Source organism: Halovulum marinum (genome assembly GCF_009697225.1).
In the GTDB taxonomy this organism is placed as follows: domain Bacteria; phylum Pseudomonadota; class Alphaproteobacteria; order Rhodobacterales; family Rhodobacteraceae; genus Halovulum; species Halovulum marinum.
This window is the reverse complement of sequence record NZ_WIND01000009.1, coordinates 19,862-42,313: the sequence shown is the minus strand read 5'-3', so window position 1 is coordinate 42,313 and position 22,452 is coordinate 19,862. Positions and strand designations below refer to the sequence as shown.

Sequence of the window (22,452 nt, the reverse complement as noted above, 5' to 3'; positions counted from 1 at the left end):
TCGTCCACCTTGGCTGGCCGGGTCCGTCCCAGGCCGGGAATGCGCGAGACATCTTGTCAGGAGGCGGTGGCGTAGACCACCCGCGGCTTCTCGTGGGCGGCATTGCTCCACGGGAAGGGGTCTTTCGGGATCGGCCGCCGCAGAAATCCGCAAAGCTTGTTGAACCCGTCTCCGGCGAACACGTCGAATTCCAGCAGCTTGTCCGCCCTGGCGCCGGAGAAATGCGCGCGGATCTCCTCGCCCAGGCCCAGGAACGCGCTGTCGGGGTCGTCGTATCGGCCATAGAGATCCCGGTGAATGCGGCGGTACCGCTCGCCATAGCGAACGCGATCGGGGCTTTCGATCATTGCCTTGAAGCCGTCGAAATCCGCCACGCCCAGGTCGCGGATCATGTGTTTCCTCCAGGACCTGCGCCAGTCCTCCAGCGGCCGGCTGGTGAAGATGAACCGCGCGTCGGGAAACGATTCCTCCAGCTGCCGGAACTGCCAGGTGATCGGGGTGTCGGCCAGCGCATCGAACAGCAGCAGATCCCGCTCGCCCAGCAATTCCCAGGTGTAGGGGTTCGCCCAGTGCGCCGAGGCATAGCCAAGCATCCCGAGGGCCCGCGACAGCGAGGTGGTGCCGGTCTTGGACAGGCCGATGCAGAACACCTTGCCGCGCCGGTGCGCCGGATCGTCCGGGGTTTCGATGCGCCGCAGGATCTCGCGCGCAGGCGCGGCGGCGGCGGGATCGTCCGCCTCGGCGTCGGCGACCGCCGTTCGGATCAGGCCGATGTCCCGGGTGCCGAAGGCGGCGCCGACCCGCGCGCGGTGCAGCGGCGCCACGTCCGTCGGCTCCGCGGCCAGCATCTCGTGGGCGCGATCGGCGATCCGGCGGTAGAGCGCCGGGCGTTCGTCGGCGTCATGGGCCAGCGCGACGATGTTCAGGCTGCGGACCAGCCCCTGAGCGTTGTGCAGCTCGGGCAGCAGGCGCGCGAACAGCCGCCGCGCGTCGTCGACGCGGTTGCAGGTGATCAGCCCGCGCGCCGCGGTCAGATCGCTCGGGTCCGGCGGCGCGTCCTTCAGGAAACCTTCGGTGAACGCCTGCGCCAGCTCGTCGCCCCGCCGGGCCCGCGTCATCGCCTGCACGAAGGCGCGGCGCGTTTCGTTGCAGGTGGCGCGGCCGGAGTCGCGGATCAGGTTGAAGGCCGCGGTCGCCTCGGCGCTGCGCCCGACCGCCTGCAGGGCGGTGGCACGGTCCATCAGCCAGATCGGCCGCGCGTCGTCCGCCGCGGCGATGCAGCGGTCCCACCGTTCCAGCGCGGCCGGCCAGTCGCCGCGCTGCTGCGCGCAGCGCGCGTGCAGCGCCATGATCGCCACCCGCACCGGCTCGGTATCGACTACCAGCGTTGTCTGCTCCTCGGCCTCGGCCCAGCGCTCGAGATGGCCCAGGCATTCGGCATAATTCACGCGCCAGTCGGATCGGACCCGGTCGGGAAACTCGGCGATGCAGGCCGCCCACACGCCGGCCGCGTCGTCCCACCGCTCGGCGCGGGTGTAGGCGCGCGCCAGCCCGAGCGCGATTTCCGGCGCCTTCGGATGCCGGACGCGTGCGGGCTCGAAAACGTCGACGGCGCGATTCGCCTGTCCGGACGCCAGCAGTGCGTTGCCCAGGGCCGCGTGCCAGCGCGGTGCGGGGTGCGCCTCGGGGTGTGCGAAACAGGCGGTCCAGCGGGCAATCGCCTCGGACCAGTTCCGTTCGTTCGAGGCAGCTTCAGCCAGGTCAACCAGTTTGCCGATCGGGGCGGGTGCGGGGTCAAGGCGATCGTCCGGGATAGTCACAATACAAGGCCCTCAATACTATCTGGTCATGCACCGCCGAACACCGTCGGCCGGCAGCGCGTCTGGATCATGAGCAGCTAATTTTCGCGAGAAAGTGCCCATTTTGTGTTGCGGTACAAATTATTTTTCTGCTGCGCGGGCAGAATGACGGTAATTCGCCTTCGATCCGCGGCGGCGCGGGCGTCGCGGCTGCGACCCGGCGGCAGGGGGCGAAGTGCGCGGCCTTCGCCGCATCCGGGTCACCGGGCGATGGTGAGCGGCGTCTCGAGCCAGTGTTCCTGAAGGTTGTCGCCGTCGCCGATCCGGTCCACCACCGCGAACAGGCCAGGCCCGGTCAGCGGCGTCAGCACTCCGTGCCAGGTGCCCCGGCGATAATTCACCCCCTGGCCCGGCGCGGTCACGAAGGCGCGGGGCGCGCCGGGCCGCCCGCCCGCGTCCGGGGCGACGATCACCAGGAACGGATCGGCGGTCATCGGCACGAACGCCTGCGCGCCCAGCGGGTGCCGTTCCAGCATCTCGAGCGCATAGGGCAGGGCGCGCGGCTTCGCCCGGAACAGGCTCAGGCCGGCGCGCCCGCCGCCCATGTCCAGGTCGGCCAGGTCGTGCCAGCGCCCGCAATTGCCCTGGTTGATGATCATCGACGGCTCGCCCGCGACCTGCAGCACCTGGCCGAACGGCGCGAACGCCTCGGCGGTCAGCGGCTCGGTGCGGATCATCCGCCCACTCCCAGCTTCGGGTGCCGGTTCACGTCCTTGTAGAGCAGGTAGCGGAACGGACCGGGGCCGGCGGCGACGCAGGCCTGCGGGCAGAACGCGCGCAGCCACATGAAATCGCCGGCCTCGACCTCGACCCAGTCGCCGTTCAGCCGGTAGACCGCCTTGCCCTCCAGCACATAGAGCCCGTGCTCCATCACATGCGTCTCGGCGAAGGGGATGTTGCCGCCGGGCCGGAAGGTGACGACGGTGACGTGCATGTCGTGGCGCAGATCGGCCGGATCGACGAAGCGCGTGGTCGTCCAGGCGTCGGTGCCGGGCATCGGCGTCGGGTCGATCCGCGCCTCGTCGGCGAAGACCGGGTCGGGCCGGTCGAGGCCCGGCGCAGGCTCCCAGCGCTTGCGGACCCAGTGGAAGGTCGCGGGCTCGGCCGCGTCGTTGCGCACCGACCAGTCCGCGCCGCAGGGGATGTAGGCGAAGCCGCCCGCGGCCAGCGCCTCGGTCGCGCCGTCGACCGTCACCGTCAGGGTGCCGCCGACGACGAACAGCACCGCCTGCGCCCGGCTGTCCGGCTCGGGCGTGTCCGAGCCGCCGCTGGCGGAAACCTCGACGATGTACTGCGCGAAGGTCTCGGCGAAGCCGCTCAGCGGCCGCGCGATGATCCAGGCGCGGGTGCCGGTCCAGCCGGGCAGAAAGCTGGTGACGATGTCGCGCATCACGCCGCGCGGGATCACCGCGTAGGCGTCGGTGAAGATCGCCCGGTCGGTCATCACCGCTCGCTGGTCGGGCAGGCCGGCGGCCGGCAGGGCATAGCGGGTCATGGCAGCCGGTCCTTCAGCCGCAGCGCGGCGATGCGCTCGACCTGCCGGCAGGCGGCGGCGCGCTCGTCCTCGGGGTCGTTCTCCAGCCGGGCCTCGAAGGCGGCCAGGATCCCCGCCTTGTCGTGGTCCTTGACCGCGATGATGAACGGAAAGCCGAACCGGTCGGTGTAGCGCGTGTTCAGTTCGGCAAACCGGGCGCGCTCGGCGTCGGTCAGCATGTCGAGCCCGGCGCCGGCCTGCTCGGCGGTGCTTTCCGGGGTCAGCGCCCGTGCGGCGGCCAGCTTGCCCGCCAGATCCGGGTGCGCCCGCAGCACGCCCAGACGTTCGGCGTCCGAGGCCGCGCGGAACGCCCGCGCCAGCGCCGAATGCATCCCGACGGCGGTGTCGTGCGCCGGACCCAGTTCCAGCTCGTAGGCCCGTTCCGCCACCCAGGCAGAGTTCTCGAAGATCCCGCCCCACTTCGCCACGAACGTCTCGCGGTCCATCTGCGAGGGCCGGTCCCATGCCTGCGGCGGATGCGCCTTCGCCCAGTGCCCGGCGATGTCGACGCGGCGCGCGATCCAGACGCCCTCGTGCCGCTTCGCGTGCTCGAGGAACTTCTTCAGCCCCGCCAGCCGCCCCGGACGGCCCGCCAGCCGGCAGTGCAGGCCGACCGACAGGATCCGCGCCGGGCCGTGGTGGCCTTCCTCGTACATCACGTCGAAGGCGTCGTGCAGGTAGGTGAAGAAGTCCTGCCCGTGGCTGAACCCGGGTGCGCCGACGAAGCGCGAGTCATTGGCGTCCAGCGAATAGGGGATCACCAGCTGATCCCGCCCGCCGTGCCGGTGCCAGTACGGCAGCTCGTCGGCGTAGCTGTCGGCGGCGTAGGCGAAACCGCCCTCCTGCGTCACCAGGTCCAGCGTGCGCTCGGTGCAGCGGCCGGTGTACCAGCCGCGCGGGCGCTCGCCCGTCACCTCGGTGTGCAGCCGGATCGCCTCGTCCATGTGGGCGCGTTCCTCGGCCTCGGAGAAATCCTTGTACTCGATCCAGCGCAGGCCGTGGCTGGCGATCTCCCAGCCGGCGTCCTGCATCGCGGCGACCTGCGCCGGGCTGCGCGCCAGCGCCGCGGCGACGCCGTAGACGGTGACCGGCACGTTCATCTGCGTCAGCAGCCGGTGCAGCCGCCAGAAGCCGACGCGGGCGCCGTACTCGTACATCGTCTCGACGTTCCAGTGCCGCTGGCCGGGCCAGGGCTGGGCGCCGACGACCTCGGACAGGAACGCCTCGGAGGCCGGATCGCCGTGCAGCAGGCAGTTCTCGCCGCCCTCCTCGTAGTTCAGGACGATCTGGACGACGACCTTGGCGCCGCCTGGCCACTTCGGGTCCCGGGGCGCGGGGCCGTGGCCGTGCAAGTCGCGGGGATAGCGGTCGGGCATGGGACCTCGGGTCTTGTGTCGGGCTGCGTCGCGACGCAACATCCGGCGCAGAATAGACGCCCCGCGCGGGCAAGGACAATCCGGAGACACGCGATGAACGAACCTGCGGGCGGTTTCCTGACCACGCATGTGCTGGATACGGCGCTGGGCCTGCCGGCCGAGGGTCTCGAGATCTCGCTCTACCGCGTCGACGACGGCGGGCGCGTGCACCTGACCACACGCGTCACCAACAGCGACGGGCGCACCGACGCGCCGATCCTGCCGGTCGAGACCTTCGCCACCGGCACTTACCAGCTGGAGTTCCACGTCGGCGACTATCACCTGCGCATGGGCAGCGACCTGCCCGAGCCGGCGTTCCTGGAGGTGGTGCCGATCCGCTTCGGCATCGCCGACGCGGCCGCGCACTACCACGTGCCGCTGCTGGTCTCGCCCTACGGCTATTCCACCTACCGGGGCAGCTGAGATGTACGATGCCGCCGTCATCGGCGCCTGGATCGAGTTCGCGGTCCGCTGGGCGCATGTCATTACCGGCATCGCCTGGATCGGCTCGTCCTTCTATTTCATTGCGCTGGACCTGGGGCTGCACCGGGACCGGAACCTGGCAAGCGGGGCGGACGGCGAGGAATGGCAGGTCCACGGCGGCGGCTTCTACCACATCCAGAAATACCTGGTCGCCCCGTCGAACCTTCCCGACCACCTGGTCTGGTTCAAATGGGAAAGCTATTCCACCTGGCTGACCGGTTTCGCCATGCTGGTGCTGGTCTATTATGTCGGCGCCGAGCTGTATCTGGTGGACCCGTCGGTGCTGGACCTGCCGATCTGGGTCGCGATCCTGATCTCGCTGGCCTCGATCGGCTTCGGCTGGCTTGCCTACGACCTGATCTGCAAGAGCCGCTTCGGCGACGACAACACCCGGCTGATGCTGGGCCTTTACCTGATCCTGGTGGCGATGGCCTGGGGCTACGCGCAGGTGTTCTCGGGGCGGGCGGCGCTGCTGCATCTGGGCGCGTTCACCGCCACGATCATGTCGGCGAACGTGTTCTTCATCATCATCCCGAACCAGAAGATCGTGGTCGCGGACCTGAAGGCCGGCCGCACGCCGGATGCGAAGTACGGCAGGATCGCCAAGCAGCGCAGCACGCACAACAACTACCTGACGCTGCCGGTGCTGTTCCTGATGCTGTCGAACCATTATCCGCTGGCCTTCGCCAGCCCGTGGAACTGGGCGATCGCCAGCCTGGTGTTCCTGATGGGCGTCACCATCCGGCACTACTTCAACACGCTGCACGCGCGCCGGGGCAACCCGACCTGGACCTGGGCGGCGACGGCGGTGATCTTCATCGTGATCATGTGGCTGTCCGCGCAGCCGCTGCGCCAGCCCGAGGCGCAGGCGATGACCCCCGCCGCGCAGCGCTTCGCCGCCGCCGACGGCTTCGCGCAGGTGACCGACGTGGTGACCGGCCGCTGCGCGATGTGCCACGCGGCCGAGCCGGGCTGGGACGGCATTCTCTGGCCGCCCAAGGGCGTGCGGCTGGACACCCCCGAGGACATCGCCCGCCACGCCCGCGAGATCTATCTTCAGGCCGGCGTCACCCGCGCCATGCCGCCCGCGAACCTGTCGCACATGGAGGACGCCGAGCGCGCGCTGATCGTCGACTGGTATCGCCGCGCCAGCGGCGGCGCGCTCTAGACAAATCACGCGCACCTGCGGCAGGCTCGCCGCACGGGTTGACGGTTTGCCTCACCTGGTCACGTGCGTGGCGGAAGAAGGCCTGGGCGCACGCGATGGAGGTGGTGGCGATGCGTATAGGCGTGATTGGTCTCGGGGACATGGGCTCCGGGCTGGCGAAGAATGTGATCGCGGCCGGGTTCGAGTGTACCGGCTTCGACCTGGCGCAAGGCCGGATGGAGGCGTTCGCCGCGCTGGGCGGCATCCCGGCGGCGTCGGCCGCCGAGGCGGCGACCGGCGCGGACGCGGTGTTCGTCATGGTGATGACCGGCGCGCAGGCGCACGACGTCATCGTCGATCAGGTCGCGCCGGCGATGGCCCCCGGATCGGTGGTCCTGCTGACCGCCACCATCCTTCCGGACGAGGCCGCCGCGATCGGCCGCGCGCTGGACGGCACCGGCATCGCGCTGGTCGACACGCCGGTCTCGGGCGGCTTTCCCGGCGCGCAGAACGGCACCCTGGTGATGATGGCCGCCGGCTCGGACGCGGCGCTGGACAGGGCCCGCCCGGCGATGGAGGCGGTCTCGGCCACCATCCACCGCGTCGGGACCGAGCCCGGCATGGGGCAGACGGTCAAGGCCTGCCTGCAATCGCTGAACGGCGCGATCTTCGCCGGCGTGTTCGAATCCGCCGCGCTGGCCGCCGCCGCCGGGGTGAAGGGCCAGGTGGTCCACGACGTGTTCGTGAACTCCTCGGCCGGCTGCCCGGCGGTGCGCGCCGCGCTGGAGAACATCATCGACCGCAGGTTCGAGGGCACCGGCAGCCATATCGCGACCATGTACAAGGACCTGACCATCGTCATGGACATGGCCCGGTCGCTGGGCGTGCCGCAGTTCACCGCGTCCACCGCGATGCAGCTGTTCCAGGCCGGCAAGACCAGATACCCGAACGGCGACAACTGGTCCGTCACCCGCATCACCGAAGAGATCACCGGCAAGGAGCTGCACCGATGAGGCTGGGCGTCATCACCGACGGCATCAGCCGCGACCTCGACCACGCGCTGTGCGTCGCGACCGAATCCGGGCTGGCCGAGGCCGAGCTGCAGTTCATCGGCGACACCGAGGTCGGCGACCTGACGCCCGAGCAGACCGGCGCGGTGCGTGACCTGACCAACAGCCACGGCACCCCCGTCTCCTGCATCTCGCGGCACCTGTTCGCGGGCATGCGGATGTCCGACGCCCGCCCTGGCGACGCCGAGCACACCCGCCACATGGAGGCGCTCAGGCGCTGCATCGGCATGGCGCAGGCGCTGGACTGCGGGCTGGTGCGGATCATGACCGGCAAGAAGGAGATGATCCTCTGGGGCAGCCACGGCGCCGAGGTCTGGAACGTCGCCAGGGGCGCATGGGATGCGCAGCTTCCCCTGATCGCCCCGGCGGTGGAACTGGCCCGGTCCGAGGGCGTGACGCTGGTGGTCGAGACCGGCAACGGTACCATGGTCCACTCGGCCTGGACGGCGCGCAGGCTGATCGACGATCTGGATGCGAAGGACACGCTCAAGGTGCTGTGGGATCCGGCCAACGCCTGCTACTGCCACGAGGACCCGGAAGACGCCTATCAGACCCTCCGCGACGGCTATATCGGCCATATCCACATCAAGGACGTGCAGGTCGACACGCCGAAGGCGACGCTCGAGGTGCGGCCGATGGGCGCGGGCCAGCTGGCGGGCGCCTACCCGAGCATCGCCGCGGCGCTGAAGCGCGACGGCTATGCCGGCCCGGTGTCGTTCGAAAGCGTCTACCACCCCGGCGACGGCGATTTCGAGGCCGGCTTCCGGCAGAACGTCGAGCTCTTCAAGTCGCTGTTCGGCTAGCTCGGGGTCCAGGGCCTCGGCATGCCTTCCAGCAGCGCGGTGCGGGTCTGCGACTTGAACTCGCGCCGCCACAGGATCGAGCCGGTCAGCAGCACCGCGCCGATCATCACCGCCGGGCCCAGGAACCAGCCCAGCGCGGCGATGGCGAAATACAGCCCGCGCAGCCCGCGGGTGAAGGCACGGTCGGCGAGGATGTTCACCCGCGCCGCGCGGGTCGCCATCGCCATCGCCGCCTCGGGGTCCTGCTCGCTGGGGGTGGCCGCCATCAGCACCGCGCAATAGCCGAACAGCCGCATCGACCAGACGAACTTCAGGAAGGCGAAGGTCAGGAAGGCGATCACGAACAGGATCTTGACCTCCCACACCACGATCGGCGCCGACAGCGCCTGGTTCAGGTCGCTCGCCACCGAATCCAGTTGCTCGGTCCGGCCCAGCGCCGCCGCGCCGCCGCCGATGGCGATCATCGTCGTGGATGCGAAAAAGGCGGTGCCCTGCCGCAGCGTCGCCAGCAGCTGCGCGTCGAAGATGCGCACGTCGCGCAGCGCCATCTCGTGCAGCCAGGCGCGGCGGTAGTGGTGCATCAGCACATGCGTCGACGGCCGCCCCTTCGGCGGATGCTCGATCACCCAGGTGGACAGGAACAGCGTCGCCAGCGTCAGCGCCGCCGCGGCCCAGTCGATGGCGGAAAAGGCGCTCAGCAGCGGGCCGGGGTCGGTGAGGTTCAGCATGCCGCCTTGTCGCCCGCGTCGATGGCGTTTGCAATCCTCCGCGCGGCGGGCGAAAATCCGCCGCAGTACCGAAAGGCCCCCGCCCGAAAGGCCCACCGCGATGCAGATGCCCCGGCCGTCCCAGGCCATCCTTGCCCGCAAGGACGAGATCGTCGCCCGGCTGTGCCGGATCCTGCCGCCCGAGGCGGTGATCTCGGACCCGGCCGAGACCCGCGCCTACGAGTGCGACGCGCTGACCGCCTATCGCTGCCCGCCGCTGGCCGCGGTGCTGCCGTCCACCACCGAGCAGGTCGCCGCGGTGCTGAAGCTGTGCCATGCCGAGGGCGTGCCGGTGGTGCCGCGCGGCTCGGGCACGTCGCTGGCCGGCGGCGCGCTGCCCACCGCCGACAGCATCATCCTGGGCGTGGCCAAGCTCAACCGCGTGCTGGAAACCGACTACGACAACCGCGTGATCCGCGTGCAGTCCGGCCGCACCAACCTGTCCGTCACCGGCGCGGTCGAGGCCGACGATTTCTTCTACGCCCCCGATCCCTCCAGCCAGCTGGCCTGCGCCATCGCCGGCAACATCGCGATGAACTCGGGCGGGGCGCACTGCCTGAAATACGGCGTCACCACCAACAACCTGCTGGGCGTGACGCTGGTGACGATGGCGGGCGAGATCGTCCAGCTTGGCGGCGCGCATCTGGACGCGCCGGGCTACGACCTGCTGGGCGTGCTCTGCGGCTCGGAAGGGCAGCTTGGCGTGGTGACCGAGGCGACGCTGCGCATCCTGCGCAAGCCCGAGGGCGCGCGCCCGGTGCTGATGGGGTTCGACTCGAACGAGGTCGCCGGCGCGTGCGTGTCGGACATCATCAAGGCCGGCGTGCTGCCGGTCGCCATCGAGTTCATGGACCGCCCCTGCATCCGCGCCTGCGAGGCGTTCGCCCACGCCGGCTATCCGGATGTCGAGGCGCTGCTGATCGTCGAGGTCGAGGGCTCCGAGGCCGAGATCGACGCGCAGCTGGCGCGGATCAAGACCATCGCCGACCGCCACAGCCCGACCGAATGGCGCGAAAGCCGTTCGGCCGAGGAATCCGCCGCGATCTGGCTGGGCCGCAAGTCCGCCTTCGGCGCGATGGGGCAGATCAACGACTACATGTGCCTGGACGGGACCATCCCGGTCAGCCAGCTGCCGCATGTGCTGGGCCGCATCGGCGCGCTGTCGAAGGAATACGGGCTGGAGGTCGCCAACGTGTTCCACGCCGGCGACGGCAACATGCACCCGCTGATCCTGTTCGACGCCAACGCCCCCGGCCAGCTGGAAACCTGCGAGGCGTTGGGCGCCGAGATCCTGAAGCTGTGCGTCGAGGTCGGCGGCTGCCTGACCGGCGAACACGGTGTCGGCGTAGAAAAGCGCGACCTGATGCTGACCCAGTACACCGCCGCGGACATCGAGGCGCAGTTGCGGGTCAAGGACGTGTTCGACCCGAATTGGCTGCTGAACCCGGCCAAGGTGTTCCCGCTGTCCACCACCGAAAGCCGCCGCGCCGCATGATCTCGCCGACGACCGAATCCGATCTGGCCGAGGCCGTCGCCGCGGCCGCCGCCGCCGGCACGCCGCTGGCGATCCGCGGCGGCGGCACCCGCGCCGGGCTGGGCCACGCCGTCACCGGCGAGGTGCTGGAGACCGGCGGCCTTTCCGGCATCCGCCTGCACGAGCCCGGCGCGCTGACGCTGGTCGCGGCCGCGGGCACGCCGCTGGAGCAGATCGAGGCCGCGCTCGCCGCCGAGAACCAGCGTCTGCCGTTCGAGCCGATGGACCACCGCGCGCTTTACGGCACCAACGGCGCGCCGACGATCGGCGGCGTGGTTGCGGCCAACGTCTCCGGGCCGCGCCGGATCCAGGCCGGCGCCTGCCGCGACAGCCTGATCGGCGTGCGCTTCGTCGACGGCCGCGGCACGGTGCTGAAGAACGGCGGCCGGGTGATGAAGAACGTCACCGGCTACGATCTGGTCAAGCTGTTGGCCGGCAGCCACGGCACGCTGGGCGTGCTGACCGAGGTCGCCTTCAAGCTGCTGCCGGCGCCGGAAAGCAGCGCCACGCTCTGCCTGCACGGGTTGACGGACAACGCGGCGGTGGCGGCGATGTCGGCGGCGCTGGGCTCGCCGTTCGACGTGACCGGGGCCGCGCACCTGCCGGGGCCCGCGGACGGCCCGATCACCCTGCTCCGCATCGAGGGTTTCGCCGAGTCGGTCGCCTACCGCGCCGGCCAGCTGCGCGAGCTGCTGCGCAAGTACGCCGACGAGATCACCGAACGCGACGATGCGGCGCCGTGGACGGCGGTGCGCGACGGCCAGACGCTGGGCGACGCGGTCGGCGACGTCTGGCGCGTCTCGGTCCGGCCCACCGACGGCCCCGAGGTGCGGCGCCGCGCCGGCCTCGATCATCCTGTCTACTACGACTGGGGCGGCGGGCTGGTATGGCTGCTGATGCCCAAGGGCACCGATCTGCGCGCGGCGCTGGAGGGGCTGCCGGGCCACGCCACCCTGGTGCGCGGCGACGAGGGCACCAAGGCGCGGCTGCGCGTGTTTCACCCCGAGCCCGCGCCGCTGGCGAGGATCGCCGCCGGGCTGCGCGCGCAGTTCGACCCGCAGGGCGTGCTGAACCCGGGCCGGATGGGCGGCTGAGGATCCGACATGCAGACCAATTTCACCCCCGAACAGCTTGCCGATCCGCAGACCGCCCGTTCCAACCAGGTGCTGCGCGCCTGCGTGCACTGCGGCTTCTGCACCGCGACCTGCCCGACCTACCAGGTGCTGGGGGACGAGCTGGACAGCCCGCGCGGGCGGATCTACCTGATCAAGGACATGCTGGAAAGCGGCCGCCCGGCGGACGAGAAGACGGTCAAGCACATCGACCGCTGCCTGTCCTGCCTTGCCTGCATGACCACCTGCCCCTCGGGCGTGCACTACATGCACCTGGTCGACCACGCCCGCGAGCATATCGAGAACACCTACCGCCGGCCGCCCGCCGAGCGCGCGCTGCGCTGGCTGCTGGCGCGGATCCTGCCGCATCCGGGCCGCTTCCGCCTGGCGCTGCGCGCGGCGCGGCTGGCCCGGCCGCTGCGCGGGCTGATGCCGGACGCGCGCCTCCGGGCGATGCTCGACATGGCGCCGGAGGCGATCCCCGCCGCAAGCCCGAACGACCGCCCGCAGGTGTTCCCGGCCGAGGGCGCGCGCCGCCGGCGCGTGGCGCTGCTGACCGGCTGCGCGCAGCGGGTGCTGGATACCGACATCAACGACGCCACCATCCGGCTGCTGACCCGGCACGGCTGCGAGGTGGTCGTGGCGCGCGGCGCCGGCTGCTGCGGCGCTTTGACCCACCACATGGGCAAGACCGCCGAAAGCCACGCCAGCGCGGCGGCGAACATCCGCGCCTGGACGGCCGAGATGGACGGCGACGGTCTGGACGCCGTCGTCATCAACACCAGCGGCTGCGGCACCACGGTGAAGGACTACGGCCACATGTTCCGCACCGAGCAACTGGCCGAAGACGCCGCCCGGGTGGCCGCCATCGCCCGCGACGTGACCGAGGTGATGGCCGATCTGGGCATCGCGCCGGTCGAGGATGCACCGCGGCTGCGGGTGGCCTATCACGCCGCCTGCTCGCTGCAGCACGGGCAGAAAATTACCGCGCAGCCGAAGAAGTTGCTGAAGGCCGCCGGGTTCGAGGTGGTGGAACCGCAAGATCCGCACTTGTGCTGCGGCAGCGCGGGCACGTATAACCTGATGCAGCCCGAGATCTCGGGCGAGCTGAAATCGCGCAAGATCGCAACGCTGGAAGCGACCCGGCCGCAAGTGATCGCCGCGGGCAATATCGGCTGCATGATGCAGATCGGTTCGGACACCGCTGTGCCGGTTGTTCACACCGCCGAACTGCTCGATTGGGCCACGGGTGGGCCGCAGCCAAGGAAGCTGAGGGAAAACTAGGCCGAAGGCGTCGCTATTCTTGCCACATTTCCCCGGCAAGCTTGTCCTTCGAAACAGGCAGAAATCGAACGAGGCAATACATGATAGGAAAGCTGGCGGGGTGTCTGCTTGCGCTGGCGCTCGGGACCGGAGTCTGGGCCCAGTCGCCATCCGAACTGCGCATGCTGGTGAACGCGGACGAAGCGCGCGCCTGGCAGGCCGTGGGGCGGCTGGATCTGGACGATTCCGGGTTTTGCACCGGCGCGCTGATCAGCGAGAGCCTTGTCCTGACCGCGGCGCACTGCGTCTACTCGCGGCGCTCGGGCGAGATGTACGACCCCGGCCGCATCGTGTTCCGGGCGGGGCTGCGCAACGGCCGCGCCACCGCCAGCCGCCGGGCCCGCCGGTTCATCGTGCATGACAAATACCGCTACGACGACGACGACAAGATGCGGCGGGTCGCCTCGGACGTCGCCATCGTCGAGCTGGAACGGCCGATCCGCGACGCCTCGGTGATCCCGTTCGAGCGTTACGGCACGCCCCGCGCCGAGGACCGGTTCATGGTCGTCTCCTACGCCGCCGGGCGCGAGGACGCGCCGTCGCTGCAGGAAGCCTGCGAGATGCTGGACGAGCGCGGCGACGTGCTGGTGATGTCCTGCGCCGTGACCTTCGGGGCGTCGGGCTCGCCGGTCTTCGTGCAGTCCGCCAGCGGCCCCAAGATCGCCTCGGTGATGTCGGCGATGGCCAGCTGGCGCGAACAGGACGTTTCGCTCGCCGCCTCGCTGGGCGCGCCGCTGGATTCGCTGCTGCGGCAGCTTGCGGTCAGCGACCCGGTGTTCCGGTCGCTGCAGGTCAAGGCCGAGGGCGACCGCGCATCGATCGCCAAGCAGCTGGGCCGCACGGCGGCCAGCCAGCCGGGGCGGCTGCCGCAGATCGCGCGCTGAAGCCCCGGGCATGGGCGGGGTCTTGACGGCCCCGATCCTGCTTCCCAGATATGTCGCAGCCGGGCGCCTCTGACAGGGTCCGGCGACGGAAAAGGGCCTGTCCGATGGTGGAAGGCCCGCCCGTGACGTATCGCTTCTGAAGGAGGATGCACTCATGCGCACCTATGATTTCACGCCGCTCTACCGTTCGACGATCGGTTTCGACCGTCTGGCCAACGTCCTGGACAGCGTCCTGACCAACGACGTCGGCGGCCAGACCTACCCGCCCTACAACATCGAGAAGACCGGCGACGACGCCTACCGCATCACGCTGGCGGTGGCGGGCTTCACCGATGACGAGCTGACCATCGAGGCCCGCGAAGGGCAGCTGGTTATCTCGGGCAAGAAAGCTGCCGGGGAAGGCGAGCCGAACTTCCTCTACCGCGGCATCGCCACCCGCGCCTTCGAGCGCCGCTTCCAGCTGGCCGACCACGTTCGCGCCACCGGCGCCGCGACCGAGAACGGCCTGCTGCATGTCGACCTCGTGCGCGAGGTGCCCGAGGCGCTGAAGCCGCGCAAGATCGAGATCGGTCAGGCTCCGGCGCTGGAAAACGCCGCGAACTGATCCCGACCAACGATCGACAAGGGAAAGCCCGCCGGCGACGGCGGGCTTTTTCCGCTCAAGGGCTCAGCTGCCCCGCCGGGGGCGCCCGCCGGGCTTCAGCCCGATGTCCTGCCGCAGATTGGCCGGCAGGGGCGGTGCGGAGTCTGGGCCGCCGGGCCGGCGTCACCAGCGCCCGAAGCGGCGCGAGCAGGACCCGCCGGGCGCCTGCCCGCCTCGACCGGGCGCGCAGGCGGAGTGCCTACTCCAGCGCGTCGGCCATGCGGATCAGCGAAAGCAGTTCCGAGCGGTAGCCGTAGGGATCGTCGCCGCGGTTCGCCGCCGCCAGCTCGCGCGCCTCGTCCCAGCTCCAGCCCGGCAGCGTCTCGCCGCGCAGCAGCCGGCCGAAGCCGGCGACGGCGGCGGCGAAGCGGGTTTCCTCGGGCGCGATGTCCTGCCGGTCCGGCAGCACCGGCGTCTCGATCAGCTTCGAGGTCTCCTCGCCCGGCAGCTTGTAGCGCAGTTTCAGGAAGGCGTATTCCGCGCCGTCGTCCACCACCGGCTGCGGCTCGGACTGATAGCGCAGCCCGCCGATCCGTTCGGCCGAGGATCCGACCGGCGTGATCTCGTAAAGCGCGGTGACGGTATGGCCCGCGCCGATCTCGCCCGCGTCCACCGTGTCGTCGTTGAAATCCTCGCGATTCAGCGCGCGGGTCTCGTAGCCGATCAGCCGGTACTCGCTGACCTGCGCCGGGTTGAACTCGATCTGGATCTTCACGTCGTCGGCGATCGGGAACAGCGCGCCGGTCATGTCCTCGACCAGCACCTTCTGCGCCTCGGCCAGGGTGTCGATATAGGCCGCCGTGCCGTTGCCGTTCTGCGCCAGCGCCTGCGTGATCGCGTCGTCGTAGTTGCCGCGCCCGAAGCCCAGCACCGACAGGTAGGTGCCGTCCTCGCGCCGCTCGGCGACGAAATCCTTCAGCGCCCCGGGGTCGGACAGGCCTACGTTGAAATCGCCGTCCGTCGCCAGGATCACCCGGCTAACCGCGCCCTCCTGCGCCATCCGCCCGGCCACCTGATAGGCCTGCTGCAGCCCGGCCTGCCCGGCGGTGGACCCGCCCGCCGCCAGCCGGTCGAGGCTGTTCAGGATCGTCACCTTGTCCGACGCGGCGGTCGGCTCCAGCACCAGCCCGGCAGACCCGGCATAGGTCACGATCGCGACCGTGTCGCGCGCGTCCAGCGTGTCCAGCAGCAGCCCGAAGGACCTCACCAGCAGCGGCAGCTTGCGCGGATCGTTCATCGAGCCCGAGGTGTCGATCAGGAACACCAGGTTCAGCGGCGGCCGCTCGGCGGGTGCGATGTCATAGCCCTGGATGCCGATGTGCAGCAGCTGCGTGCCGTCGTTCCACGGCGTCGGCTGGACCGAGACCGAGGTCGCGAACGGCACCTCGCGGCTGTCCGGTGCGGGGTAGTCGTAATCGAAGTAGTTGATCATCTCCTCGACCCGCACCGCGTTTCGCGGCGGCATTTGCCCGGCGTTCAACGAGGACCGGACGACCGCGTAGCTGGCCGTGTCGACGTCGATCGAGAAGGTGGACACCGGCTCGTCCGCCACCAGCTTAAGCGGGTTCGGCTGCGCCTGCGGGTAACGCTCGGTGTTGCCCTCGACCACCTGGGGAAACGGCTCCGGCATCGGGCGCGGCAGGAAGCCAGCCGAGGATTCGGCTTGTATCTTGCCCAGCTGGCGCTGGGCGAGCGGCGGCGCCGCCTGCGACGACGGGGAGGCGACAAGATCGCGTGTGCGCGTCTCGGCGGGGGCGTCGGCCAGCGCCTCGAACTCGGCGACGGGCGCGTTGGCGTCATCGGCGTCACCGGCGTCCGCGCGCCGCGCGGCCGGTTGCTCTTCGACCGCCTCGGTTCGCGTCTGCGGCGCGGGGGCCGGCGACTGGGCCGGCGGCCGCACGGCGCGGCGGGCGCCGTCGGCGCGGGTCCGCTCGTCCACGGCGCCGGTCAGCTCGGCGGGCGAGATCCCGCTGCCGCCCAGCGGCAGGTTCTGGGTGATGGCGACGGCGATCACCACCGTGGCCAGGGCCGAGGTGCCCATCAGGATGCGCGGCTGCGTCAGGTTGGAAAACATGGTCAGAACTCCCCTCCGGAATCCGGCCCGCCTGTCGGGTCGGTCCTGGGTGGGACGCGCCAAATCCGCCGTTCCTTGGGCGGCGGCGGATCTTTTTTCGTCGAACGCCTCGGCCGCGGCGCGCAGGGCGGCGGCGCGGGCCTCGGGTCGGGGCCGCGGCTGCTGCGCCTTCAGCGCCTTCTTCAGATCGTCCAGCGGATCGGTCATGCCCGTTCCTCCTCGGCCAGCCGGCGCAGGCGCTTGCGAACCTCGCTCATGCGCCAGCTGACGGTTCCTTCCGAGACGCCCAGTGCTGCTGCGGCCTCGGCATGTGTCATCTCCTCGCCCAGCACCAGCGCGACGGTCTCGCGCAGATCGAGGGGCAGGGCCGTCATCGCCCGGACCAGCCATTCCTGCTGGTCGGCGGCCTGCCGCGCCTCGTCCCGGCGCAGCGTCTCGACATCGCCCCAGCCCTGGACGGCGCGGGCATGGGTGGCGTGGCGGCGCAGCCGGTCGCGGGCGGCATTCACCACCACCCGGTGCAGCCAGGTGGTGAACCGCGCCTCGGCGCGGAACCCGTCCAGCTTGCCGGGCAGGGCGGCGCAGACGTCCTGCGCCAGATCCTCGGCGTCGGCCTGGCTGCCCAGCACCCGCCACGCGACGCGGAAGATGCGGTCGTAGTGCCGCGCGACCAGCAGGCCGAAGGCCCCGGCGTCGCCCGCCAGGGCACGGTCCACCAGCGCACGGTCGCTCGGCTCCATCCTCATGATCCTTCGACGCGGCCCAGGCGCCGGTCCTTGGCGGCAGCTTGGGTTTTTTTCCGCGCGCCGTCACCCCGGCAGGTTGCCGCCGCGGAAATGAACGGTAGTTCAATTTTTCTGTTTACCGGCGAACGTTTGTTGCTAGGATCAAGGGACGGCGCGCGAGACGCCGGCCGGCGGGCAACGACCCGCCAAGGGAGGAGATCTGATGGGCGATGCGGATCCGGCCGCGCGGCTGGATACATTTCCCCGGTTGCTGGCGCGGAACGTCGCCGACTTCGGCGCGCGCCCGGCGTACCGCGAAAAGGAATTCGGCATCTGGCAAAGCTGGACCTGGGCCGAGGCCGGGACCGAGATCCGCGCCTTCGCCCGCGGCCTGATCGGGCTGGGTCTGGCGGTGGGCGATCATGTCGCCATCGTCGGCACCAACCGGCCGCACCTGTACTGGGCGATGGCATCGGCGCAGGCGGCGGGGGCGATCCCGGTGCCGGTCTACCAGGACTCGGTCGCCGACGAGATCGCCTATGTGCTGGACCATTGCGACGCGCGCTTCGCCGTGGTCGAGGACCAGGAACAGGTCGACAAGCTGCTGGAGATCCAGGACCGTCTGCCGCGGCTTGAGCGGATCATCTATCTCGACCCGCGCGGCCTGCGCCGCTACGACCACGCGCGCCTGCACCGATATGCCGCCGTCGCCGACGCCGGGCGCGACGACGCCCACGCGGCCGAGCTGACCGCCCGCAGCGCCGCGCTCGGCGGCGCCGACACCTGCGTGATGCTCTACACCTCGGGCACCACCGGGCGGCCCAAGGGCGTGGTGCTGAGCCACGACAACATCATCCTGACCGCCCGCGCCGCGGCTGAGGTCGACGCGCTGCGGCCGACGGATTCGATCCTCGCCTACCTGCCGATGGCCTGGGTCGGCGACTTCATCTTCTCGATGGGCCAGGCCTACTGGGTCGGCTTCTGCGTCTGCTGCCCGGAAAGCGAGGCGACGATGCAGCAGGACCTGCGCGAGATCGGCCCCAGCTATTTCTTCGCCCCGCCGCGGTTCTTCGAGGGGCTGCTGACCAGCGTCACCATCCGCATGGAGGACGCCGCGCCGGTCAAGCAGGCGCTGTACCGCCGCGCGATGGCGCTGGCGGGCCGGGTCGGCGGCGCACTGCTGGACGGCGCGCCGGTCGGCCTGCGCGACCGGCTGCGCTACCGGCTGGGCGAGGCGCTGGTGTTCGCGCCGCTGAAGAACGCGCTGGGCCTCAGCCGGGTGCGCGTCGCCTACACCGCCGGCGAGGCGATCGGCCCCGAGCTGTTCGGCTTCTACCGCGCGATCGGGATCAACCTGAAGCAGCTCTACGGGCAGACCGAGGCCAGCGTGTTCATCACCCAGCAGGCCGACGGCGACGTGCGCGTCGACACCGTCGGGCCGCCGACGCCGGGGGTCGAGCTGCGCATTGCCGAGTCGGGCGAGGTGTTCTACCGCTCGCCCGGGGTGTTCGTGGAATACTACAAGAACCCCGACAGCACCGCCGCGACCAAGGACGCCGAGGGCTGGGTGGCGACCGGCGACGCCGGCTTCCTGGAGGACGGCACCGGCCATCTGCGGATCATCGACCGCGCCAAGGACGTCGGCAAGCTGGCATCGGGGGCGCTGTTCGCGCCGAAATACGTCGAGAACAAGCTGAAGTTCTATCCCAACATCCTCGAGGCGGTGGTGTTCGGCGCCGACCGGCGGATGTGCTGCGCCTTCGTCAACATCGACCTGAACGCGGTCGGCAACTGGGCCGAGCGCAACAACATCGCCTACGCCAGCTACCAGGAACTCGCCGCGCACCCGCGCGTCTACGCGATGATCCAGGAGCATGTCGAGGCGGTGAACGCCGACCTGGCGCAGGACGAGACGCTGTCGGGCTGCCAGGTGCACCGCTTCCTGATCCTGCACAAGGAGCTGGACCCCGACGACGGCGAGCTGACCCGCACCCGCAAGGTGCGCCGGCGGATCATCGAGCAGAAGTACGCCGACCTGATCGACGCGCTCTACGACGGCTCCGGGACCATCGCCACCGAGACCGAGGTCACCTACGAGGACGGCCGCAAGGGCAGCATCCGCGCGACGCTGGAGATCCGCGACGCCAAGGTCGGCGCCTCGGGCACGCGGATGGCGGCGGAATGAGCGTCGCCCCGCAGTCCGGTCCGGCCCCGGCGCAGGCGCCCGCCGAGGTGCTGATGGAGATGCGCGACATCACCCTGCGCTTCGGCGGCGTGGTGGCGATCCGGGGCATCAGCTTCGACATCCGCGCGGGCGAGATCCGCGCGATCATCGGCCCGAACGGCGCCGGCAAGTCGTCGATGCTGAACGTGATCAACGGCTTCTACCACCCGCAGGAGGGCGAGGTCTGGTTCCGCGGCCAGCGGCGAAAGCCGATGAAGCCGCACCAGATCGCCCACCAGGGCATCGCCCGGACGTTCCAGAACATCGCCCTGTTCAAGGGCATGTCGACGCTGGACAACATCATGACCGGCCGCTTCACCCGGATGCGCGCGCCGTGGTGGCAGCAGGCGGTCTGGGCCGGCCCGGCCGAGCGCGAGGAGGTCGCGAACCGCGCCTTCGTCGAGCACATCATCGACTTCCTCGAGATCCAGGCGATCCGCAAGACGCCGGTGGGCCGGCTGCCCTACGGGCTGCAGAAACGGGTCGAACTGGGCCGCGCCCTGGCCGCCGAGCCGAAGCTGCTGCTGCTGGACGAGCCGATGGCGGGCATGAACGTCGAGGAGAAGGAGGACATGAGCCGCTTCATCCTGGACGTGAACGACGAGTTCGGCACCACCATCGCGCTGATCGAGCACGACATGGGCGTGGTGATGGACATCTCGGACCGGGTGGTGGTGATGGACTACGGCGCCAAGATCGGCGACGGCACCCCGGACGAGGTGCGGTCCAACCCGCAGGTGATCGATGCCTACCTGGGCGTGGCGCATGACTAGCGCGCCGGCGCGCCGGGCGGTCGGCTCCCGCCCGCCCACCCCGCCGCCCGCCCGGCGCGCGTGGCCGGCGCTGGCGCTGGCGTGTCTGGCCGCCGCGCCGCTGGCGGCGCAGGACGCGGCCGCGCCGCGCGCCTGGATCGTGGCGCTGGAGCGCTGCATCGCGCCGCTGGAGGATGTCGCCGTGCCGGACCTGTCGGACGTCGGCCGGCCGCAGGCGCTGCCGGACTGGCTGCGCCCGCCCGCCGGGGCCGAGACCTGGGCGATGGGCGAGGGCATCTACCTCAGCCTGTCGGGCGCCGCGCCGGACGAGCTGACCGCCTGCACCGTCGATGCCCGCGCCGACATCGTGGCGGTGGCCGCGGCGTTCGAGGCCTGGGCGCAGCAGGCGATCGCCGAAGGGCGCTATCGCCGCGTGCCCGGCGACGCGCCGGCGGTGCTGGACAGCACGCTGTGGCGCGAGCCGCGCCTGAACATCCACTTCGAGGCGGATCCGGCGGCGGGCACCGTCCGTATCCGCGCGCTCGAAATCAACGCCGAGGCCTGAGCCATGTCCCCCACCTTCCTCTACACGCTGGAAGTGATCCTGAACGGGCTGATGGCGGGCGTGATGTACGCGCTGGTGGCGCTGGGCTTCGTGCTGATCTTCAAGGCCAGCGGCATCTTCAACTACGCCCAGGGGGTGATGGCGCTGTTCGCGGCGCTGACCCTGGTCGGCATCCAGCAGGGGCAGGTGCCGTTCGCGCACCTGATCAACGCCGTGTTCGGCACCGAGGTGCGCGATTTCGGCTGGACCGTGCCGACGCTGCTGGCGATCCTGCTGGCGCTGGGGGTGATGGTGCTGTTCGCCTGGGCGGTGAATGCGCTGGTGCTGCGCCACCTGGTCAACCAGGCGCCGATCATCCTGTTCATGGCCACCATCGGCCTGGCCTATTTCATGGAGGGGCTGGGCGACCTGATGTGGGGCTCGGACCTGAAGACGCTGGACGTCGGCCTGCCGTCGGGCGGGTCGTTCTGGCTCGAGGACGTGACCCGCGGCTGGGCCGCCGAGGGCGCGGACTACTACGGCATGTACATCGACCTGCTGGATGTCTGGGCCACCGTGATCGCGGTGGCGCTGGTGGCGGCGCTGATGCTGTTCTCGCAGTACACCCGCACCGGCCGGGCGCTGCGCGCGGTGGCCGACGACCACCAGGCGGCGCTGTCGGTGGGCATCAGCCTGCGGGTGATCTGGGTGATCGTCTGGTCGATCGCCGGGTTCGTGGCGCTGGTCGCGGGGATCATGTGGGGCGCCAAGCTGGGGGTGCAGTTCTCGCTCAGCCTGATCGCGCTCAAGGCGCTGCCGGTGCTGATGCTGGGCGGGTTCACCTCGATCCCCGGCGCGATCGTCGGCGGGCTGATCATCGGCGTCGGCGAGAAGCTGTTCGAATTCTCGGTCGGCCCGCTGATCGGCGGCGCGACCGAGAACTGGTTCGCCTACGTGCTGGCGCTGCTGTTCCTGGTGTTCCGGCCCCAGGGCCTGTTCGGCGAACGCATCATCGAAAGGGTCTGACCATGCCGCGCCAGCTTTGCCGTCCCGTGCAGTTTTGGTTTGCCTCGCGCGCCGCCATCCGGTTTCCTGACACCGCCGGGCGCACGCACGCCCCGGCTCGGAGAGGGGGCGCCGACGATGGACCGGATCTGCAACCGCCTGTTCCGCGAGGACGAGACGCTGGCGCCGCGCACGATTCTGGGCGCGGCGCTGCTGGCCTACCTGATCGTGCTGCTGCGCGGCTGGCTGGGCTGGATCTACTACCCGCTGGTGCCGGTGATGGTGCTGGCGCTGGCGCTGCTGACCTACGCGCTGCTGCGCGCGCTGCTGCCGCGGCTGGACCGCACCGGGCAGGGGGGCGATCCGGTGATCGTCTGGGGCACGCCGGCGCTGTTCGCGGTGGCGGGGCTGCACGGCTTCGGGATCTGGTTCCTGCCGGCCTTCGCCGGCGGCGCGGCGCTGATCGCCTGGCGCGCGCCCGAGCTGCTGGAACTGCTGCCGCGCCCGGGCCGGCAGCGGCGCCCGATGTAGGGCGGCGCCCGCAGCGCCCGCAG

21 protein-coding genes are annotated in these 22,452 nt (G+C 70.6%); 14 read left to right on the top strand and 7 right to left on the bottom strand.

Features of this window, described 5'->3' with window-relative positions; translation table 11 throughout:
* Nucleotides 1–56 precede the first annotated feature (56 nt).
* The 4 genes from GE300_RS12490 to puuE form a co-directional block, all read right to left on the bottom strand.
* Complete coding sequence (locus GE300_RS12490; RefSeq protein WP_154446910.1) at nucleotides 57–1,820, bottom strand: sulfotransferase; 1,764 nt, start codon at nucleotides 1,818–1,820, stop codon at nucleotides 57–59.
* Nucleotides 1,821–2,059: 239 nt separating this feature from the next.
* A complete protein-coding gene (locus GE300_RS12485; RefSeq protein ID WP_154446909.1) occupies nucleotides 2,060–2,536 on the bottom strand; it encodes an ureidoglycolate lyase in 477 nt (158 codons plus the stop codon).
* Nucleotides 2,533–3,354: a bifunctional allantoicase/(S)-ureidoglycine aminohydrolase gene (locus tag GE300_RS12480; RefSeq protein ID WP_154446908.1), complete on the bottom strand. Its 822-nt coding sequence runs from the start codon at nucleotides 3,352–3,354 to the stop codon at nucleotides 2,533–2,535. The genes GE300_RS12485 and GE300_RS12480 overlap by 4 nt, the downstream gene beginning before the upstream one ends.
* The gene (gene puuE / locus GE300_RS12475; RefSeq protein ID WP_154446907.1) at nucleotides 3,351–4,769 is read right to left on the bottom strand and encodes an allantoinase PuuE; all 1,419 of its coding nucleotides are present in this window, start codon (nucleotides 4,767–4,769) and stop codon (nucleotides 3,351–3,353) included. The genes GE300_RS12480 and puuE overlap by 4 nt, the downstream gene beginning before the upstream one ends.
* A gap of 93 nt (nucleotides 4,770–4,862) precedes the next feature.
* Here puuE and uraH point away from each other — a divergent pair, with 93 nt between their 5' ends.
* Genes uraH through GE300_RS12455 form a run of 4 tightly spaced genes read left to right on the top strand, consistent with a single transcriptional unit; the run spans nucleotide 4,863 to nucleotide 8,311 of the window.
* The gene (gene uraH, locus GE300_RS12470; protein WP_154446906.1) at nucleotides 4,863–5,231 is read left to right on the top strand and encodes a hydroxyisourate hydrolase; all 369 of its coding nucleotides are present in this window, start codon (nucleotides 4,863–4,865) and stop codon (nucleotides 5,229–5,231) included.
* 1 nt (nucleotide 5,232) lies between these two features.
* Nucleotides 5,233–6,459 carry a urate hydroxylase PuuD gene (locus tag GE300_RS12465; protein WP_154446905.1) on the top strand — a complete coding sequence of 409 codons (1,227 nt, stop codon included), beginning with the start codon at nucleotides 5,233–5,235 and terminating at the stop codon, nucleotides 6,457–6,459.
* Nucleotides 6,460–6,497: 38 nt separating this feature from the next.
* On the top strand, nucleotides 6,498–7,451 hold the full coding sequence (locus tag GE300_RS12460; protein ID WP_267905443.1) for an NAD(P)-dependent oxidoreductase: 954 nt from the start codon (nucleotides 6,498–6,500) through the stop codon (nucleotides 7,449–7,451).
* The gene (locus GE300_RS12455; RefSeq protein WP_154446903.1) at nucleotides 7,448–8,311 is read left to right on the top strand and encodes a sugar phosphate isomerase/epimerase family protein; all 864 of its coding nucleotides are present in this window, start codon (nucleotides 7,448–7,450) and stop codon (nucleotides 8,309–8,311) included. Before GE300_RS12460 ends, GE300_RS12455 begins: the two co-directional genes overlap by 4 nt.
* Here GE300_RS12455 and GE300_RS12450 read toward each other — a convergent pair.
* On the bottom strand, nucleotides 8,308–9,039 hold the full coding sequence (locus GE300_RS12450) for a DUF599 domain-containing protein (protein WP_154446902.1): 732 nt from the start codon (nucleotides 9,037–9,039) through the stop codon (nucleotides 8,308–8,310). The genes GE300_RS12455 and GE300_RS12450 overlap by 4 nt on opposite strands.
* A 100-nt stretch (nucleotides 9,040–9,139) precedes the next feature.
* Between GE300_RS12450 and GE300_RS12445 the strand changes: the two genes are divergently transcribed.
* The 5 genes from GE300_RS12445 (at nucleotide 9,140) to GE300_RS12425 (ending at nucleotide 14,535) form a co-directional block, all read left to right on the top strand.
* Nucleotides 9,140–10,573, top strand: coding sequence for an FAD-linked oxidase C-terminal domain-containing protein (locus GE300_RS12445; protein ID WP_154446901.1), 1,434 nt, complete (start codon nucleotides 9,140–9,142; stop codon nucleotides 10,571–10,573).
* Nucleotides 10,570–11,706 (top strand): glycolate oxidase subunit GlcE, encoded by a 1,137-nt coding sequence (gene glcE, locus GE300_RS12440; protein WP_154446900.1) that lies wholly within the window; start codon nucleotides 10,570–10,572, stop codon nucleotides 11,704–11,706. The genes GE300_RS12445 and glcE overlap by 4 nt, the downstream gene beginning before the upstream one ends.
* Nucleotides 11,707–11,715: 9 nt before the next feature.
* Nucleotides 11,716–13,008 carry a glycolate oxidase subunit GlcF gene (gene glcF / locus GE300_RS12435; RefSeq protein ID WP_154446899.1) on the top strand — a complete coding sequence of 431 codons (1,293 nt, stop codon included), beginning with the start codon at nucleotides 11,716–11,718 and terminating at the stop codon, nucleotides 13,006–13,008.
* 80 nt (nucleotides 13,009–13,088) lie between these two features.
* A complete protein-coding gene (locus GE300_RS12430) occupies nucleotides 13,089–13,931 on the top strand; it encodes a trypsin-like serine peptidase (RefSeq protein ID WP_154446898.1) in 843 nt (280 codons plus the stop codon).
* A gap of 154 nt (nucleotides 13,932–14,085) precedes the next feature.
* Entirely contained in the window at nucleotides 14,086–14,535 is a 450-nt protein-coding gene (locus GE300_RS12425; protein WP_154446897.1) for an Hsp20 family protein, read from the top strand.
* Nucleotides 14,536–14,773: 238 nt separating this feature from the next.
* Here the strand turns inward: GE300_RS12425 and GE300_RS12420 are convergent, their stop codons facing one another.
* The gene (locus GE300_RS12420; protein WP_154446896.1) at nucleotides 14,774–16,855 is read right to left on the bottom strand and encodes a vWA domain-containing protein; all 2,082 of its coding nucleotides are present in this window, start codon (nucleotides 16,853–16,855) and stop codon (nucleotides 14,774–14,776) included.
* Nucleotides 16,852–17,388, bottom strand: a complete 537-nt coding sequence (locus GE300_RS12415; RefSeq protein WP_233416978.1) for an RNA polymerase sigma factor — start codon at nucleotides 17,386–17,388, stop codon at nucleotides 16,852–16,854. The genes GE300_RS12420 and GE300_RS12415 overlap by 4 nt, the downstream gene beginning before the upstream one ends.
* A gap of 208 nt (nucleotides 17,389–17,596) precedes the next feature.
* Between GE300_RS12415 and GE300_RS12410 the strand changes: the two genes are divergently transcribed.
* The 5 genes from GE300_RS12410 to GE300_RS12390 all read left to right on the top strand — a co-directional run bounded on the left by GE300_RS12410 (nucleotide 17,597) and on the right by GE300_RS12390 (nucleotide 22,429).
* A complete protein-coding gene (locus GE300_RS12410) occupies nucleotides 17,597–19,558 on the top strand; it encodes an AMP-binding protein (protein WP_154446894.1) in 1,962 nt (653 codons plus the stop codon).
* Complete coding sequence (locus GE300_RS12405) at nucleotides 19,555–20,370, top strand: ABC transporter ATP-binding protein (RefSeq protein ID WP_154446893.1); 816 nt, start codon at nucleotides 19,555–19,557, stop codon at nucleotides 20,368–20,370. The genes GE300_RS12410 and GE300_RS12405 overlap by 4 nt, the downstream gene beginning before the upstream one ends.
* The gene (locus GE300_RS12400) at nucleotides 20,363–20,914 is read left to right on the top strand and encodes a hypothetical protein (protein ID WP_154446892.1); all 552 of its coding nucleotides are present in this window, start codon (nucleotides 20,363–20,365) and stop codon (nucleotides 20,912–20,914) included. Before GE300_RS12405 ends, GE300_RS12400 begins: the two co-directional genes overlap by 8 nt.
* Before the next feature lie 3 nt (nucleotides 20,915–20,917).
* Nucleotides 20,918–21,919 (top strand): branched-chain amino acid ABC transporter permease, encoded by a 1,002-nt coding sequence (locus GE300_RS12395; RefSeq protein ID WP_154446891.1) that lies wholly within the window; start codon nucleotides 20,918–20,920, stop codon nucleotides 21,917–21,919.
* A 117-nt stretch (nucleotides 21,920–22,036) separates the two neighbouring features.
* The gene (locus tag GE300_RS12390; RefSeq protein WP_154446890.1) at nucleotides 22,037–22,429 is read left to right on the top strand and encodes a hypothetical protein; all 393 of its coding nucleotides are present in this window, start codon (nucleotides 22,037–22,039) and stop codon (nucleotides 22,427–22,429) included.
* Nucleotides 22,430–22,452 lie beyond the last annotated feature (23 nt).

Excerpts from the sequence above, each read along its gene's own strand:
- GE300_RS12485 (WP_154446909.1), bottom strand. The coding sequence starts at position 2,536 with ATGATCCGCACCGAGCCGCTGACCGCCGAGGCGTTCGCGCCGTTCGGC.
- GE300_RS12480 (WP_154446908.1), bottom strand. The coding sequence starts at position 3,354 with ATGACCCGCTATGCCCTGCCGGCCGCCGGCCTGCCCGACCAGCGAGCG.
- puuE (WP_154446907.1), bottom strand. The coding sequence starts at position 4,769 with ATGCCCGACCGCTATCCCCGCGACTTGCACGGCCACGGCCCCGCGCCC.
- uraH (WP_154446906.1), top strand. The coding sequence starts at position 4,863 with ATGAACGAACCTGCGGGCGGTTTCCTGACCACGCATGTGCTGGATACG.
- GE300_RS12465 (WP_154446905.1), top strand. The coding sequence starts at position 5,233 with ATGTACGATGCCGCCGTCATCGGCGCCTGGATCGAGTTCGCGGTCCGC.
- GE300_RS12455 (WP_154446903.1), top strand. The coding sequence starts at position 7,448 with ATGAGGCTGGGCGTCATCACCGACGGCATCAGCCGCGACCTCGACCAC.
- GE300_RS12450 (WP_154446902.1), bottom strand. The coding sequence starts at position 9,039 with ATGCTGAACCTCACCGACCCCGGCCCGCTGCTGAGCGCCTTTTCCGCC.
- GE300_RS12445 (WP_154446901.1), top strand. The coding sequence starts at position 9,140 with ATGCAGATGCCCCGGCCGTCCCAGGCCATCCTTGCCCGCAAGGACGAG.
- glcE (WP_154446900.1), top strand. The coding sequence starts at position 10,570 with ATGATCTCGCCGACGACCGAATCCGATCTGGCCGAGGCCGTCGCCGCG.
- glcF (WP_154446899.1), top strand. The coding sequence starts at position 11,716 with ATGCAGACCAATTTCACCCCCGAACAGCTTGCCGATCCGCAGACCGCC.
- GE300_RS12430 (WP_154446898.1), top strand. The coding sequence starts at position 13,089 with ATGATAGGAAAGCTGGCGGGGTGTCTGCTTGCGCTGGCGCTCGGGACC.
- GE300_RS12425 (WP_154446897.1), top strand. The coding sequence starts at position 14,086 with ATGCGCACCTATGATTTCACGCCGCTCTACCGTTCGACGATCGGTTTC.
- GE300_RS12420 (WP_154446896.1), bottom strand. The coding sequence starts at position 16,855 with ATGACCGATCCGCTGGACGATCTGAAGAAGGCGCTGAAGGCGCAGCAG.
- GE300_RS12415 (WP_233416978.1), bottom strand. The coding sequence starts at position 17,388 with ATGGAGCCGAGCGACCGTGCGCTGGTGGACCGTGCCCTGGCGGGCGAC.
- GE300_RS12410 (WP_154446894.1), top strand. The coding sequence starts at position 17,597 with ATGGGCGATGCGGATCCGGCCGCGCGGCTGGATACATTTCCCCGGTTG.
- GE300_RS12405 (WP_154446893.1), top strand. The coding sequence starts at position 19,555 with ATGAGCGTCGCCCCGCAGTCCGGTCCGGCCCCGGCGCAGGCGCCCGCC.
- GE300_RS12400 (WP_154446892.1), top strand. The coding sequence starts at position 20,363 with ATGACTAGCGCGCCGGCGCGCCGGGCGGTCGGCTCCCGCCCGCCCACC.
- GE300_RS12395 (WP_154446891.1), top strand. The coding sequence starts at position 20,918 with ATGTCCCCCACCTTCCTCTACACGCTGGAAGTGATCCTGAACGGGCTG.
- GE300_RS12390 (WP_154446890.1), top strand. The coding sequence starts at position 22,037 with ATGGACCGGATCTGCAACCGCCTGTTCCGCGAGGACGAGACGCTGGCG.